Here is a 16,604-nt window from a genome sequence, read left to right as displayed (position 1 = left end):
AAGGATATAAAACATGAAATATCACATTAGAAAGATTTATATCATCACTTTCATTAGAAAGGTCTACGTTCTGGCTCTGAATCAGATTCGGATCATTTTCCGATTCAATAACTATTAGATACCTTTCTCCATAATTGTTTAATTTAAGCTTGTGAGATTCCAAGGTTTCGTCATACCCTTGTTTCTCGATTGTTATTTTCTCATCAGTATTTTCGTAATCTTCCCCCAGTCTATAGTTAGAAACGTCACCGTGTTTTTCAAAGAAATCTATACTCTGAGAGCTAATATTTCGATCAAGAGATGAGCGGTAAAGATGTGCAGTGGTTACTGTGGTTGATCTCAAGTCTTGTACTACCTTAACCAACCAATCTGCGATAAGGTCAGAAATCTCTTCATCTTCTGATAAAGACCAATCAGGATTGTCATTGATGTATTTTTCTACTTTCTTGGCTTCAACAGAATCAAGGCTGGCTTCCAGAGCCCCCTTAAAATCATCAGGCAGTTCTGGCATTAACGAAAGCAGCGCCTCTAAAGTTGTTCTTCCATTTAACTCTAGGTTTGTGGAATCGTTAGTAATTACAGATAGATAAACAGCATTCCCATCATCATCTAACAAGGATGCAATAGATGAATCTTGAATGTCCTCAGGCATCCTAAAATTTTCAACTGACTCAATATCGGTTAGGTCTAATTCACCAAAAGCGGGAGAAACAACAGTAGGTGTAACAACAGTGCTTGATTCTATTTTTAGAGAGGGTGTAAACACATCGCCTTTAGATATATCCGCATTGCTTTCCTGACCGTCGCCTCCACCGCCACCACAAGCAGATAGGCTCAGAACACAAAGTAAAGTCAAGAGTAGTTTAATAAAGGATGGCATGCCTAGCTCCAATTATTTATTGTTATTTCCCTAGAGAGAGTCTGTTTGTTACGCCTATTCTAATATGAGCACTTTATGAACAGCAATTAATTATTCAGCAATGAAACTCTTTTGGTTGGTGTTGGCCAGGGCCTGACTCTCCTGTCGAAGTTATTTCGAATCAGGGACTAAAAGAGCCTATTCAAGCGGCTCCACAAGGTCTGCTATCCGAACAAAGCCAATGGAAGCAGGTGCTATATCATATCGCTAAATCCAACCCAAATGTAGCAACATAGAAACAATTGTAGACGATCACTAAACGCATGTAGTAACATTTATACATAAGATTGTTTTGGAGGTGAGCTATGTCTACATTAACCAGTCGAGAGTTTAATCAAGATACAGGCCGAGCCAAGAAAGAGGCGCTGTCTGGACCTGTGTATATTACCGATCGAGGGAAACCGTCTCACGTACTCTTATCTTATGAAGAGTACAAAGCTATGACGGAGAAGAAGGCGACGATTGGTGAGCTGCTTTCTATGGATGGGGTAGAGGATATCGAATTTACTCCGGGCCAAGTCACCGACAAAGCTGCAGCAGCAGAGTTTTAGTATGTATTTATTAGACACTAATGTTGTCTCTGAACTCAGAAAAGTAAAAAGCGGTAAAGCTGATAGCAATGTAGAGGAATGGTCAGCCCAAGTTGAAGCTGAATTGCTTTATGTTTCATCAATCGTCATTCATGAAATAGAGCTCGGGATTCTACGGGCTGAAAGATCTGATGCTGCGAAAGGTAAGATTCTCCGGAAATGGATGAGCGACCACGTTTTGCCAACTTTTGAGGGACGTATATTACCAGTCGATAAGGAAGTCGTTTTGGTTAGCGCCAAGTATCATGTACCAGACCCAAAGCCATATAGAGATACGTTTATTGCTGCAACAGCCGCTGTTCAAGATATGACAATCGTAACGCGCAACGTATCAGATTTTAATCTGGACAACCTCAAAATATTCAACCCTTGGGAACAGAGTTAAACCTGGCGAGTATTTTTATGGCTGAATTATCACAAGAGGTATTACAGGAGTTTTCTGATCGAGTAGCAGAAATATGCGAGCAAATGGAGCTCGAGCCTGACCAAATGCTCGAAGCTATCGGCAGCACGTTCATTGGCGCTGTTATGAGCTTTGGAAAAACAAGCTATCAAGTAGAAATATCCGGAGTCGCAAGTGCCGCTGTGGAAACCATGTTTGGGGCATCCGACTAACTTAAGGTCTTGGAATAGGCTAAAGAAAGCCATGTAGATTGACTCGAATGCCTGATGATATATCCGATATTTGTGAATATCGGATATATTGAATATCAGAAAATCAAGGCTATGCTTAATCTAAAGCTCTTTGATAACGATTAAGAAATGAAGGACCCTAAGCGAAACCCGCCATCACCAATCATTGATAACCTAGAGTTTATTGGCAATCCATTTAAAGTCGCGCCGCAGAGCCCAAACTGGATAAGCTTTTCTGACGCTCAGCAAGATCTAGAGTTGTCATTGAAGTTTCTTTATAGCTATAACGGCAGTACAGCCACATTCAATAGCTATCGAAGAGAGCTCGAACGACTTTTACAATGGTCCTGGCAAATCGAAAAGACTTCAATTCTTGAGCTACAGCGTGAGCACATAGAAGAATTCATTAATTTCTGTATCAACCCACCTGAAGCTTGGATAGGTATAAAGAATGTCGCCAGGTTTAAAAAGTCGCCTGACGGGAGGATACCTAATAAAGACTGGCGCCCGTTTGTTGTTAACGTGTCAAAAGAAGAGTTCAAGCGAGGAAAAGAAGCAAATATTGGGGAATACTTTCCTTCTCAAGCTGCGATAAAAGCAACGTTTACAGCGATATCCTCATTTTATGACTATCTTCTGCAAGAGGGCGAAGTTTCATCTAATCCGGTCGCCTTAATACGACAAAAAAGTAAATTCATTAGCCGTGATCAACAAGCTCCAATTGTTCGCAGAATTAGTAATATTCAATGGGATTACGTCCTTGAAACGGCTGAGTTGCTAGCAGATCAAGATCCGGAAGAGCATGAACGCACACTGTTTATCATGAATGCGTTGTTTGCGATGTATCTCCGAATTTCAGAGCTAGTTGCCGATGAGCGCTCGACACCACTAATGTGCGACTTTGAGCGAGATCGAGACGGAAATTGGTGGTTTAAAGTTACAGGCAAAGGAAACAAAAACCGAAGAATTACAGTTTGCGATGACATGCTGAAATCTCTCAAGCGATATAGAGAGCATTTAAACCTAAGCCCGTTGCCTAGCATTAATGACAAGTCACCAATCTTGCCTAAATACAAGGGTTCTGGTGGCATTACTAGTACGCGTCATGTTCGCTTGATCGTTCAAAATTGTTTCGATGCTGCTCACAATAGAATGCTAAAAGATGGGCTCGAGCAGGATGCGGATGACCTTAGAATTGCTACAGTTCACTGGTTGAGACATACGGGAATTTCGGAAGACGTCAAACATCGTCCTCGCGAGCATGTACGAGATGACGCTGGTCACGCCAGCATGGCCACTACAGACAGATATATAGAGTCAGATCTACGTGAAAGACATGAATCCGGGCGCAATAAGCGAGTTAGAGAAATTTAATAATAGGTCCGGATAAAAAGATCTGTAATATTTCCTAGTAAAACAGATAGTTACAGCTCTAAATGTAAAATCTGCTCCCTATATTGTTGAGGAGCCTACCTTAGGTAAAATTTTATAAGTAGTTAGTTTCCTATTAGTCATTAGTAGCAAGGGTATTTGGTAGTATGAACTCACCTCTAGAGGTCTTACGTGAGCAGCGCCAGGCAGCTATCGCGAAGCAAGACCCAAGCGCAAAATATTGTTCTTTCGCGACGCTAGAGGAACACTGCCCATCCCAAGTTAGAATGCGAACACTCGTTGTGCGAGAGATATCTACTGAGTCTTGCCTATTATTTGTAAACCGCTTAGCGCAGAAGAACTTATCAAACTTAGCAGCTAACAAAGCTGAAGCGCTATTTTTTTATCCTTCTCTTATGTGTCAGTTCAGAATGCGTGGGAGTTTATCGTTATTGTCTGCCTCTCAATTAGAACCCCATTGGCATCATAAACCTCACGCATCAAAGCTTTTAGATCACTACTATGCTCGTTACCAAAATCAGAGTTCTGAATTAAATGATCGAAAAACCTTGGAACAGGCTTTATTGGAGTTAAAGAAAATATATCCAAACTCTGATGAAGTGCCCTTTACAAAAGACGCTTTAGGTTTGCTTATTACTGCTGATTACTTAGAAATTTGGCAGGCTCATGATAGTGGTGTGCATGAACGGTCTCTATTCACCAAACATGGTTCTATATGGATAGAGCAGCTGTTGGTTCCCTGAATAATGGTCTTTTGCCGGATGATTGCAATCTATTTCCCTTATACAGACGTATTTAATAAGTACCCTCTATAAATAGGAAATAGCGCAATGATCAATCTATTTAAGCAACACACAATGAAACGCTTGATTAAGGAATATGAAAGAAAGCTGACCTACGCTTTCGAGGCTCAAAGAATGGGTGATATGAGAGAGTATGCCAAGCGAACCCAGGATGCTGATTTGGTATATCAGCAAATAAAGGATCGGCAGCAGTCTTAAACTTGTGAACGCATCAGTGAAAAGACCTTCAGGCGCCATGCTAGAAGGTCTGTTTAGTATTACTGGTGTAAAGGACATCCTTTAAACCTGCGTTCACGTGCCTGATAATCCTGAGCCTTGACCTCCCATCCTTGAAGGTTGCTGTCGATTATCGATTCTAGTAAATCAATATGGCTCCTATCTGAGTTTAACGCAGGGATATACTGATAACTTTGTCCGCCGGCTTCTAGAAAATAATCTCGATTTTCCACGGCAATTTCCTCAAGCGTTTCTAAACAGTCTGATGAAAAACCAGGGCAAAATACTTGAACAGATGAGACGCCTTTATCGGGGAGTGATTTCAAGGTGTGGTCGGTATACGGTTTAAGCCACTCAGCTTTACCAAAACGCGACTGAAAGCTTGTGATAACTTTATCCGCATCAATATCCAGCGCTTCAGTTAATAGTCGAGAAGTGACTTGGCAATGACAGTAGTATGGGTCACCTAACTCTAAGTATCGTTTGGGGACACCATGAAAAGATAGCATGAGCTTGTCAGCCTGGCCGTTCTCAGACCAAAACTGTTTTATTTTATCGGCCATTGCTTTGATATACAGCGGATGGTCGTGATAAGAATTTATAAAGCGGAGTTCAGGCACCCAGCGACGCGCTGTTAGTTCTGTAGAGATCGCGTCAAAGGTGGAACCGGCAGTCGCACCTGAGTATTGAGGATACAAGGGAAGGATCACTAAGCGTCGAGCACCTTCTTCTAGCATTGAATTCATTACCTTGTCGATGGAAGGGTTGCCGTAACGCATCGCAAACTTGGTAACAAGCTTGTCACCCCATTTGGTTTCTAGCCTCTTGCTTAAGGCTTTTGCCTGCTCTTGTGTGTGCGAAAGCAATGGTGAACCATGCTCCGTCCAAACCGAGGCATAGGCTTTAGCCGACTTTTTTGGACGTATGCGTAAAATAATGCCGTGTAAAATTATCAGCCAGATAAGTCGCGGAATTTCTACAACTCGAGGGTCAGACAGAAACTGTCTGAGGTAAACTCGTAAAGCTTGTGGTGTTGGTCCGTCGGGAGTACCTAAGTTGGTAATTAACACACCTATTTTATCTTCTTGAGTGTGAGTGAAATCGTCTAGTCCTTTAAATTTCATAATACCTGTTCCTGTCAGTAATGCTTGTATCAACAAGATTGATTGTTTGTCGCGCTATGGCAAGGATACTTGTCTAGAAAACTGCATCATGCACTTAATTAATTGTGCATGATGCAGGAGTGTGGCTTGAGGTGACTAAAACTCTTCGACTGAAAAGTCCATGATGCTACTCTTTCCAGATTTTATGTCTGAAAGCAATGCCTCCATTTCTGGTGCGTATAAGCGGAAGAAGTGTTCAGCAGCTTTACGCTTGCCTTCTAGGAACGCTGCTGGGTATTGTTTGGCTGTTTCTGCTTGCTGCGTTTGAGCGGCCATTCTGGCCCATAATACAGCTAAGGTGGTTAGTGCAAATGTTCGTAGTAGCGTCGATGCCACCGCGCCTGCCTGTTCCGGATCTTGGCTTGCGTTCTGGCCTAACCAACTCAGTGCAGACTGCAAGGTAGATAGAAAACCTTCACAGTGCTTCAAGTGACTCTCGTTTGATACGATAGAAAGTAACGAACGCATCTCATTGAAGTAAGTTAGGGGGAGTTTCCCGCCTTTCATGGTTAGCTTACGGCCGACTAGGTCCATCGCTTGAATTCCGTTGGTGCCTTCATAGATGCGGGCAATACGGCCATCGCGGAGCAGTTGCTCAACAGGCCAATCCTGTGTGAAGCCAGAGCCACCCATAGATTGGAGGCCCGCATCGACGCAAGCATATCCTTCATCGGTCAGAAATGATTTGACGATGGGCGTGAGTAATTGAAACAAATCATCGGAGCGTTCCCGCACATTTGAATCGGCGTGGTGGTGACTTAGGTCAAAGTGAAGGCCGGCCAAGCTGGCCATTGCTCTAGACCCTTCTATCAAAACCTTTTGCTTTAAAAGCATGCGGCGCACGTCAGGGTGAACAATAATCGGGTCTGCCTTGCCTGACTTGTTTTGAGGCCCAGACAGGGAGCGACTTTGTAAGCGCTCCTTGGCGAACCCCAATGATACTTGGTAAGCCGTTTCTGCCAGCCCCAAACCTTGGATACCTACCATGATACGGGCAGCATTCATCATGGTGAACATGCACTTAAGACCTTGGTTTGCTTCTCCCACTAGCCAGCCTTTGGCATTTTCAAAGTTCATTACGCAAGTCGCTGATGCTTTGATTCCCATTTTGTGCTCAAGGCCTCCACAAAATGCTGGATTGCGCGACCCGTCTTCAAGCACTTTTGGGACGACAAATAATGAGATACCTTTGCTGCCTTCTGGGCTGCCAGGTATTTTAGCCAGCACTAAATGGATGATATTGTCGACAAGATCATGCTCTCCGCCGGTAATCCAGATTTTTGTTCCACTGATAGCGTAGCTGCCATCAGGGTTCTCTTCAGCTTTTGTGGTGATTAGGCCCAAGTCGGTTCCGCACTGAGGCTCGGTCAAGCACATGGTGCCAGTCCAAATGCCTTGTATAAGCTTTGGTAGGTAGGTTTGCTTTTGTGCTTCTGTACCGTGCTGCTGGAGTAAGTCTATCGCACCATGAGATAAACCTGGGTACATGCCAAACGATAGGTTCGTTGAACAGACCATTTCATCAACAACGTTTTTTAGTAAGTGTGGTAAGCCTTGCCCGCCAAACTCAGGCGCAGACGACAAACCACTCCATCCACCTTGTTGGTAGTGTTCGTAGGCTGCTTTGAAGCCATTTGGAGTTTTCACTGTTTTAGTGTCTGGATCGAATTGGCACTCTTCTCTGTCACCAGATGTATTGATAGGCAGTAACACGCCCTCGGCCAGTTTAGCAGCTTCTTCTATAACTGCTCTTTGCATTTCTTCTGTGGCTTCGGTGAACGCAGGACTTTCGGCTAGTTGGCCGGAGTTTAAGACATCAAACAAGACGAAATTAATATTATCCAATGGTGCTTTGTAATGACTCACAGTTAACCTCTTTATAAGTTCTTTGGTTCGACTCAGAGCCGAACAGTTTCGCGACAGCGAATAAATGATATTCAAGAAGGTTTACGTCGTTAAAAACAAATTGGATCAATATGAAAGAAAACTCTGAAGTGGATCCAAATTACAAACTATTGCGTAAGTGAGTTAATAAGAGATTGAAACCGGAACTGCCGGATCGTTGGGGAGATTAGTATGAAATTATTAGTAACGGGTGGAACGGGCTTGATAGGTCGCCGATTTATCGAACGGTATACTCACCACGACTATACCGTTTTGACCAGAGATTTTCGAAGTGCGCAGAAAAAACTACCTCAACACGTTTCCTTAATTGACAGTTTGGAAAACTTTACAAACCTAGATGGGTTTGACGGCGTTATAAATCTAGCCGGTGAGCCTATTATCGACCGTCGTTGGACAGCACAACAGAAACTCAGAATATGTGAAAGCCGATGGGCAATAACTCAGGCCTTGGTTGATCTCATTAACAAGGGAGATAACCCTCCAAATGTTTTTTTATCTGGATCGGCTGTCGGTATATACGGTGATCAGGGCGATACGAAGCTAGATGAGGCCTTTGGGCTTGGGCCCTCAGACTTTGCTTCAGAACTGTGCTTTCATTGGGAGCAGTTAGCGCAGATGGCAAACAAAAGAATTCGCTGCGCTACCTTGAGAACGGGTATTGTCTTAGACGGTTCGGGCGGCGCGCTATCAAAAATGATTTTGCCATTTAAGTTGTGCCTTGGAGGGCCGCTGGGAAACGGAAAGCAGTACATGCCCTGGATTCATAATGTTGACGTAACCAGAGCGCTTGAGTATTTATTAGTAAATCAGACGACGCGTGGCGCGGTCAATTTAGTCGCACCTGGTGCCGTAAGAAATAAAGAGTTTTCTATCGCGCTTGCTCGTACATTAAAGAGAATTGCAGTACTTCCTGTTCCGGCATTTATCTTGAAAACCATACTCGGTGAATCATCTATTTTATTGCTTGGAAGTCAGAATGTAGTCCCAAAGAAGCTTCTAGAAAGTGGCTTTCAATTTCAGTATCCTCAGTTAAAGCAAGCCTTGGATGAGATACTTTGACTTTAAATCATGTCATTATGATCTAGTTTTGTGCTTGTCGCGTATACCTTGTAGAACTGTTAAAAATGCATGGCATGTAAGAGGGTGATGGGTATGAAAAAGCATAATGTTATTGTCTCCGACAAGGCTGCTTCTAGCGACGCTATGAAAAGCCGAGGTGAGAAGTCAATTCAAGTAGGTTTGAGTGCCTGTTTGGCGGGTCATGAGGTGCGTTATAATGGCGGTCATACCCAATCTCGTTTATGCCTCAATGTACTTAGTAAGCACTTCGAATTTAAAACCTTCTGCCCAGAAGTTGCTGCTGGGTTTGGAACTCCCAGACCTACCATGAGGCTGACGGGCAACCCGGAATCGCCTCAATTAAATTTTAGCGACGACAATTCTAAAGACTTGACTGATCAGTTAGTGAGTGGTTTTGAGCACAAACTACCAGAAATGGGGAGTTTGGATGGTTATATCCTGATGAGAAACTCGCCTAGTTGCGGCATGGAAAGGGTGAAAGTCTATCAGCCTAATGGTCATGCTCATATGAAGCCAGGGATGGGCGTTTTTGCTCGTGCTTTAAGGGAAAAATATCCGCTAATGCCAATTGAAGAAGAAGGTCGTCTCAATGATGACGTCTTGTATGACAATTTTGTGATGCGCGTTTATGCGTATCATAACTTTCGTAAAGAAGTTTTGGATCAGCCTAGTGTTTTAAAACTAACCAAATTCCATGCGAGCTACAAATACTTATTGATGGCACATAATCAAAAGCAAGCGAAAGCGCTTGGCAGGTTGTTAGCGGGTGACAAGAGCTTAAGTATCGAAATGCTTGCAGGGCGTTATTTTGAGGGTTTTATGCAAACACTCTCTAAACCTGCCAATCGAAGAGGGCATACAAATGCCTTATTACATATTCTAGGGTACTTAAAAAGAAGCGTACCCTCAGTGTCACGCCAGCACATTGAGTCTTCTATTTTGAAGTACAAAGAAGGCATAACTCCTTTGGCAACGCCTTTAACCCTTCTGTCTCACTATTTGAGTCAGTTTGGCTCAGCTTATATAAATGAGCAGAGATACCTACAGCCTTACCCTGAAAACATTCACCCTATCCGTAAGTATTGTCACTAGTGTTTTTATAATGAAGAAATAGTCAATATAGCCTCTAAGTGATTTACCGTTTAGGGACTTGGCTAGTAATGCTTTATTGGCAAAACTTCCATGGAGTAACTATAGTTATCACTCAGGCTTATTTTGGTACAGCCTTAAATAATGCAGTTAACTGTGTTTGATATAATAAACTATAGTGAAAAGTTGGGCGACGATTGGGGAATACATCAGTTCAGGCGGCAAGAGGCTTTGGTTCATCCGAAGACTGGGTTGAAGAAAGTGCAGTTAATCTTTTGTATGCAAATGCAGTGGCGGCAACATTTGGGAGCTTAGCTGTTTTACTCCTTATTGCGTTTTCTGTGTCCGACTATATTGATTCGTTGATTCGTTGATTCGTTGATTCGTTGATTCTTGGCACTTGGGTTCTGATGGGCGTAGCTTTAGCCATTTTTAGAGCCTTAGCATTGGTTCTATTTAGGCTTAAGAGAGACAAGTTTGGTATACCTTTTTGGCAATACTCTTACCGCTTACTAAATTTATTGTCTGGAACTTTGATTGGCCTTGGCGCGGTCTGTTTCTTTCCCGTTCTTCCCGCTGAGTATCAAGTAATTATTCTGTCTGCAGTTGTAGGCTTGACCGCGGCAGCGCTAGCGACACATGCGGTTGATAACCCCGCATTTAACTTGTTTATGTTGCCTGCGTGTGGCTTGCCTGCGTTAGCATTTGTTTATTTTGATTACGAATCTCATTACGTCCTAAGTCTGTTATTAGCTTTCTTTATGCTTGTCATGATAAAGACGGGTCGTCAGACACGGGAAACGTTAATAGAAAATTTTAAGCTTACCTATACACTGCAATATCGAGCTAATCATGACCCCTTAGTAGGTCTTTTTAATAGGGGAGAGTTTGAAAGGCAGTACATGACCAGCACCCCCAATAGTCTTCACAGCATAGCGCTTATTTTTATTGATCTAGATAATTTCAAAAAACTAAATGATAGCTATGGTCATCAAAAAGGAGACCAAGCATTAACTGAATTTGCGGAAATAATTCGGGCTCAAACTCGCAAGGATGACGTTAGTGCGCGTCTTGGTGGAGATGAGTTCACAATATTATTGTTTGTTGATCAAATCGCTACGGCAAAAGCGATCGCGTTGAACATAATTGCTGACACGCAGAATATGGGTGTTAATGCTGAACTTGGTGACCTAAAAATCGGCTGTAGTGTCGGCTTAGCATTTACAAGTAATAATAACTTACCTTATTCGAAGCTGATGAGTGCAGCCGATAACGAGTGTTATAGAAGTAAACGCAATGGCAAAAATCAGTTAAGCGTTACTGATATAGATAAACCAACGCAGAGCTAGGTTAAGGGCCTTTCTGGAATCTACTTCTAGCTTGCAAGGTTTGTTAGATATTTCCTTATGTTACCGCAAAATATTAGAGTAATAGCTCTTTCCCTTTTGTCTAAATTTCCTGTAATGTGCCCTCGTTCCTATTACTACAGGCTAGGTTGTAAGTACTCATAAGTGGAAATAGCTTTTGCCTGTACTATGCTTTATGACAAAAAAGGATGAATGCTATGAGTAAAAAGTTCTGGGGTATTACAGCCTCTATTGTTGGTGCTGCGACGGTATTTCACTTCGCGACCTTACCACCAGCACCGCCGAGTGTGCCGCCTGTTCCAGAAAACATAGCTATTCCAGAGGTGCCCACCTTAACGCCTTACGACTTGCCAACGGGTAACGTTGAGGTTTCTGACGAACCCTATCGAGCGACTTTCCGAAGTGTCGGGATTCCAGACTTAATCGAAAACGATCTAACCACTGGTGTATACAAAGGTACCCCTTACTGGCTGGAAAGAGCTGAGTGGTTTAACGAGAACTATTACAATACTCTGGCAGCACGTAAAGTCTGGCCAGAAGGTAAATCGCCAGATACGCATGAGCGTGGTGACCCAGTAACATGGGCGATAGAGCCTATTGCTCAATATACTCCGCCTCCTTGTGATCAGCCTCAGCCAACCGGCTATGATGCTGAGGGTTGTCGTTATGTCAATGCACTGTTCAAAGATGTTGAAGCAGTTGACCCTGAAAAAGCTCAAGCAATGAGAGATCAAGCCCGTCGTGGCCGTGATGTTTGGTTTAAAGGTACCTTTGGTAATCAGGATGAGAACATCATTCACCAAGCACGACTAACCGGTAAAGAGGGTATGAACTACCCGTGGTTAGATACTCGCACTCGTCCTTATCGTTTCACCAAATGGGGCTTGATCAACGACCCGGATTGTAAGCAAGGTGATGCGTCTTCTAATTGGTATGATATCTGCCAAGACCCTCATTCATCGGGTGTGCTCGGATATCGTAAATACTATCAGGAGCCGATCAAGGATGAGTCTGGCAAAGTGGTTTACGATGCAAGAACTGCAGCCTACGAAGAAAATGAAATCAAAGAAAACAAACGCTTTGCTATCGGACACCCCTGTGTACAGTGTCACGTAGCGTTTGAACCGACAAACCCGCCTAAAGATCCAAATGAGCCTAAGTGGGAAAACCTGAGTGCAACAATTGGTAACCAACACACGCGCCAGCCTATGGCTTTTTTCCAAGGTGTGCCTGAAGACCATTTAGCGAACCAAGCAGTGATGGCAGGACGTTTAGGAACAATTGACACGTCGATTGTAGCGTCTGATTGGAGCCACAACCCGGGTACGCAAAACAATATTATGGACTTCCATAACAAGCGTGTCTTTGAGCATGAAATGAAAGACCCGGTCACGGGTGAAGTTTCAACAGCGCGCACTCGTCACGTACTGAAAGGCGGTGAAGATAGTGTCGGTGAACACCTAGCGCTGATTCGTGTTTATGTGAATATCGGTATGTGTACAGAAGAATGCTGGGTGCCTAACTTTCCGCATCCTGGGCAGCATTTCGGCCAAGGCAATAAGCAAAGCCCAATGCGTATTATGCAATGTGCAAACGAATGTGATGCGTGGAACTATGCCGATGCAAAAATGGATGACCTGGCTGCGTTCTTGATTACTGGCGGCCCGACCTATCTACTAGCATCTCAAGACCTGGATGGCAAAGCAGGTAAGGATTATATCGATTTGGATAAGGTTCCAGAAGGCCGCAAAGTTTTTGCTCGTGAGTGTGCAGGTTGCCACAGCTCGAAAATGGCACCAGAAAACGTACGTGCAGATAAGAATGCTTTGGCCAAGTTCTACGAAGGTCATGTATTTGGTTCGGAAGATTACTGGCAATTAGAGTTCACTGACGCAGAGCGCAATGATCCGGCCTTTATTGCGAAATTTATGCAGAAAGATGAGTCCGGTAAGTTACGTCCTAAGCAGTTCGCCGAGAAAGGTATCTTTGGTCAGGATTGGCTGTCAAACGATGAGTTAGTGCCTTTCGATATCATTGGTACAAACTATTGTCGAGCCATTCATGACAATCATAATGAAGGCCACATCTTTGAAGAGTTCTCATCTGAGACCTACAAGAATAAGCCTTCACCGGGCAGTATTCCTAAGGTGCTTAACCCTGTCGCGCCAATCGTCGGTGGTATGCAGATTGGCGAGAAGAAGATTGAAGGTGGCCCAGGGTACTTGAGAAACTTCTCTCTATTATCGGCTTGGGCAACGGCTCCATTCCTACATAACAATGCGATTGGTGAAGTGACTTTCCTTGAAGACGGTTCACCTGACTACACGGTTAAAGGACGTATCGAACAATTCGAAATGGCCTTCGATGAGTTGATGAAGTCTGACGATCCGCTGGCAGAGAACAGTCGCCCGCAGAAGATCACTAAGTTACAGCATGACCTGAATATTACCTTAAGCGGTCAGCCAGATGGCATTGTCCATTTCCCTAAAGGCACGCCTGCTGCGCATGTACTTTCGTCTAATCCACATGATGCAGTATTCTTGAAGTGCGGTGATTTTGTTGAGAACAAAGGCCACCAGTTTGGTATAGATCTACCTGCAGAAGAAAAACTAGCCCTACGTGAATTCTTGAAACTCATGTAACGTTTGGTACTCATGTTTGTCATGAAAAACGAATGGGGAGGCCTAATTGCTTGAGCTGAGGCAGCTTTGTTATCACAAGGGCTGCTTTAGCTGGGCAATGTTAATAATGAATCTATCTAGAGCAATAAGTGCGTTAGTCCTGTTGTGTATGCTCGCTATTGGCATTACATATTGGTCTATCAATCACGCTGATAATCCGTCTATTTCTGAACTCACTCAATCTCTTGATGGTGTAGAAGAGTCGTCTCTGCATAGTCAGCTGATACCTGATACAGACCTCCCTCCTGAGGGAACCCGTTCTTTGTTCGACCATATAATCGCGCAGAATGATGGCTTGCCTTACCCTTTTACTGAAATGATCAAGCTCTTGCAGAGCCAGCACCCTGAAGGTGAAGCGCCGCTGTCATTGCTGATTCCTGATGGCCGTTCACTGCTAAAAGGCCAAGCTGATCATCATTTACCTCGAATACTGATTGCGCCAGACTTTCAGGAAGAAAACACCCCAGCGGGTTTGGGTATGAATACCCAAGGCCAGCTTTTTGTTGCGCTAGTCGAAGGGGCAAATGAAATAGAGGTGCTTAGCTACAATGAAGGCGCAGGGCGGTTTGAGTTTCAGCTGGTGCAAAATTATTGTGAAGGGTGTGTGCCAAGAATTGTCTATACTCGTCGAGCGATCTGCCTGACCTGCCACCAAGGGGGCGGGCCTATTTTCTCGCAGCGCCCTTGGCAAGAAACCAATGGACAGTTAAGTGTTGCTAAACGTATACAGGCGGCCAGAGGTAACGAGCCTTATTGGGGGGTAGACATTGAACAACCGCTGGCTACGCCTGAGCGTTTTGATGAACTCACTGATGTTGGAAATTTTCATGTAGCTAGCCAGCGCGTATGGCTAGATGCTTGTGGAGTCGAAGGCAATGAGTGTCGACGTGCACTATTGTCACTCGCTCTACGTTACGCAGATCAGCCAGGCTTGTTTGATTCAATGAGTAAAGAGGTGAATACCTTACTCAAGCTCTGGGCGAATACTTATCCCGAGACGGGCATTAAGGTGCCACAATCCGACTTGGCTAATCGAGACCCAAGTGGTGAGTCAAACACCTTTACCGAGTGGCTATACGCAACCCTTACTCCTGATATTAGCTTTGGTGACGGCGCCAAAGACAATGAAGATCTCAATGCGTTTGAAAAGCTACCACCTCTGCCACCAAGGCAGGACCCATTAACGAAGCGGGAGCCAAAACAAACGCTAAGTAAATCGGATATCGATGGTGTCTATGGTATCGCCAGTTTCTTCACTGACTCAGATTTGAAAACACTCAACGCTCACTATAGCTACAAGATAGACGCCATCTTGCAAAGAGTTTCTGACTTACCGGTTGAATTCTTTGAAGCAAAGCCTTTTTCTCGGGTGGCAACTATGAAGGCTTTATTAGCTAAGGATCTTCAGTATTGTTGTTTAGATACATCTGACATGTCTTTGCCACGAGTGAGTAGCGCGCCTAAGTTAGAGATAAACGAATATCAAGAACTTAAGTTGTTTGAGCAGTATTGCTTCACTTGTCATCGAGGTAACCCTGCTAAGCGCCTTGATTTTATGTCAGGTGATAACGAGCAAATTGTGCTTGATAAGATCAAAGATAAAGCAGAAATTCGAGACGTTCTGGACTGGGAGCGTTATCAGAATACTGATAAGGAAAGTACCTTAATGCCGCCAAGAGATTCTGTGCAGTATAAAATGCTTGTCGAGGCTTTGAGTGACGAAGGGAAAGAGGGTGATGAATTACAGCTGATGCGAGACACGGTGCCAAGCTTGTTTAGCTTTTAATCTATACTAATCACTATCGTGGAATAATCGAGAGAATATTATCAATGCACATACTTCAAGTAGCGATGTTGAAAAAGGCCATACAGCTATCGCTCGCCTTGGTTTTGATATTGAATGCCGCAAACATTTACGCGATGCCTGCCTTTGCGCGTCAATACAAGCAGCACTATGGCTATACGCCATCTTGTCACGCTTGCCACAAAGAAGGTGGCGGTACACCTTTAAACTTTTACGGACAGGCCTTTGAAGATCAGGGAAAAAACAAAGCCGCCTTAAGACTGATCGCCGAGCTGGACAGTGATAAAGATGGTATCGCTAACGGTGTTGAAGCGGTCAAAAAATCTAACCCGGGTAATCCGAATTCGCTGCCTTCTAAACCGGGAAATTGGCTTGATTTATCCAGTATTATTCCAAAAGAAGTGCAAACGTTATTTCCTAAGGCTGAAGCTTGGAAACCGCTTGATGCCACCTTAACTGAGAAAGACCTTAAGCGGGCTGAGGCCATGGGTGTAAGGCTTAGCGGTGAAGACGAGAACACGATATACATCCCTGTCGCAAATCGTCGTCCGATAGGGACCAGTCTCATCTTTCCTGTGATATATAAGAATGAAACCTTCTTCTTATTGATGTCGACAGATCGTCACTTGAATATTAGCCAAGTTAAAGCTTTAGAGTCACAGGAACTTCCTTTCGAATTAGGGGCGGAGCTATTTCAAGGTTTTAAGGGCTCAGCACTTCACTCAATACCTAAGCGCGATGGTGATGGGCTGGCGACTGCGATAAACAGTGCAGTTAAACGTGCCGGTGCCTTGGTTTATATTCGCTTGAAGGGGGCTTAAGCATGCAAGGCTTGATAGCTAATAGTTTGTTCAGCATCTTGTTAACCTTAACGGCTTCATTCAGGGCACCCTTCTTAGCACTGTTTACGGTTTGTTTCCTGAGCTTGGGGGCGAGTCCTGCTTTGGCAGAAAATGCAGAAT

General features: G+C 43.9%; 16 protein-coding genes. 13 read left to right on the top strand and 3 right to left on the bottom strand.

Annotated elements, in window-relative coordinates; translation table 11 throughout:
• On the bottom strand, positions 1–880 hold an 880-nt coding region (locus A3763_RS10470; protein ID WP_197482878.1), incomplete at its 3' end, for a hypothetical protein.
• A 344-nt stretch (positions 881–1,224) separates the two neighbouring features.
• On the opposite strand from A3763_RS10470, the gene A3763_RS10465 reads away from it, so the two are divergent.
• The 6 genes from A3763_RS10465 (at position 1,225) to A3763_RS27575 (ending at position 4,535) form a co-directional block, all read left to right on the top strand.
• Complete coding sequence (locus A3763_RS10465; protein WP_068450878.1) at positions 1,225–1,470, top strand: type II toxin-antitoxin system Phd/YefM family antitoxin; 246 nt, start codon at positions 1,225–1,227, stop codon at positions 1,468–1,470.
• 1 nt (position 1,471) lies between these two features.
• On the top strand, positions 1,472–1,894 hold the full coding sequence (locus A3763_RS10460) for a type II toxin-antitoxin system VapC family toxin (protein WP_068633530.1): 423 nt from the start codon (positions 1,472–1,474) through the stop codon (positions 1,892–1,894).
• 17 nt (positions 1,895–1,911) lie between these two features.
• A complete protein-coding gene (locus tag A3763_RS10455) occupies positions 1,912–2,124 on the top strand; it encodes a hypothetical protein (RefSeq protein WP_068450885.1) in 213 nt (70 codons plus the stop codon).
• A gap of 147 nt (positions 2,125–2,271) precedes the next feature.
• Entirely contained in the window at positions 2,272–3,516 is a 1,245-nt protein-coding gene (locus tag A3763_RS10450) for a site-specific integrase (protein WP_068465882.1), read from the top strand.
• 164 nt (positions 3,517–3,680) lie between these two features.
• Positions 3,681–4,277, top strand: a complete 597-nt coding sequence (locus A3763_RS10445; protein WP_068510218.1) for a hypothetical protein — start codon at positions 3,681–3,683, stop codon at positions 4,275–4,277.
• Positions 4,278–4,364: 87 nt separating this feature from the next.
• On the top strand, positions 4,365–4,535 hold the full coding sequence (locus A3763_RS27575; RefSeq protein ID WP_156490163.1) for a DUF6435 family protein: 171 nt from the start codon (positions 4,365–4,367) through the stop codon (positions 4,533–4,535).
• Between the two features lie 59 nt (positions 4,536–4,594).
• On the opposite strand, the gene hemH is transcribed toward A3763_RS27575, so the two are convergent.
• Positions 4,595–5,677: a ferrochelatase gene (gene hemH, locus A3763_RS10440; protein ID WP_068516530.1), complete on the bottom strand. Its 1,083-nt coding sequence runs from the start codon at positions 5,675–5,677 to the stop codon at positions 4,595–4,597.
• A 135-nt stretch (positions 5,678–5,812) separates the two neighbouring features.
• Positions 5,813–7,582, bottom strand: a complete 1,770-nt coding sequence (locus A3763_RS10435) for an acyl-CoA dehydrogenase C-terminal domain-containing protein (RefSeq protein WP_068516527.1) — start codon at positions 7,580–7,582, stop codon at positions 5,813–5,815.
• Between the two features lie 210 nt (positions 7,583–7,792).
• Here A3763_RS10435 and A3763_RS10430 point away from each other — a divergent pair, with 210 nt between their 5' ends.
• From A3763_RS10430 to A3763_RS10405, 7 genes are all read left to right on the top strand, one after another.
• A complete protein-coding gene (locus tag A3763_RS10430; RefSeq protein ID WP_068516525.1) occupies positions 7,793–8,680 on the top strand; it encodes a TIGR01777 family oxidoreductase in 888 nt (295 codons plus the stop codon).
• Between the two features lie 93 nt (positions 8,681–8,773).
• Positions 8,774–9,793, top strand: a complete 1,020-nt coding sequence (locus tag A3763_RS10425; protein ID WP_082865023.1) for a DUF523 and DUF1722 domain-containing protein — start codon at positions 8,774–8,776, stop codon at positions 9,791–9,793.
• Positions 9,794–9,987: 194 nt separating this feature from the next.
• Positions 9,988–10,164, top strand: coding sequence for a hypothetical protein (locus A3763_RS27570; RefSeq protein ID WP_156490164.1), 177 nt, complete (start codon positions 9,988–9,990; stop codon positions 10,162–10,164).
• 36 nt (positions 10,165–10,200) lie between these two features.
• The gene (locus tag A3763_RS10420) at positions 10,201–11,139 is read left to right on the top strand and encodes a GGDEF domain-containing protein (protein ID WP_068516523.1); all 939 of its coding nucleotides are present in this window, start codon (positions 10,201–10,203) and stop codon (positions 11,137–11,139) included.
• A 215-nt stretch (positions 11,140–11,354) separates the two neighbouring features.
• On the top strand, positions 11,355–13,799 hold the full coding sequence (locus A3763_RS10415; RefSeq protein WP_068516520.1) for a hypothetical protein: 2,445 nt from the start codon (positions 11,355–11,357) through the stop codon (positions 13,797–13,799).
• Between the two features lie 106 nt (positions 13,800–13,905).
• The gene (locus A3763_RS10410) at positions 13,906–15,624 is read left to right on the top strand and encodes a hypothetical protein (protein WP_156490165.1); all 1,719 of its coding nucleotides are present in this window, start codon (positions 13,906–13,908) and stop codon (positions 15,622–15,624) included.
• Positions 15,625–15,668: 44 nt separating this feature from the next.
• Entirely contained in the window at positions 15,669–16,463 is a 795-nt protein-coding gene (locus A3763_RS10405; protein WP_068516515.1) for a hypothetical protein, read from the top strand.
• Positions 16,464–16,604 lie beyond the last annotated feature (141 nt).

This window comes from Oleiphilus sp. HI0128 (genome assembly GCF_001635365.1).
The sequence above is the reverse complement of the archived record's forward strand: the minus strand, read 5'-3'. Positions and strand labels throughout refer to the sequence as shown.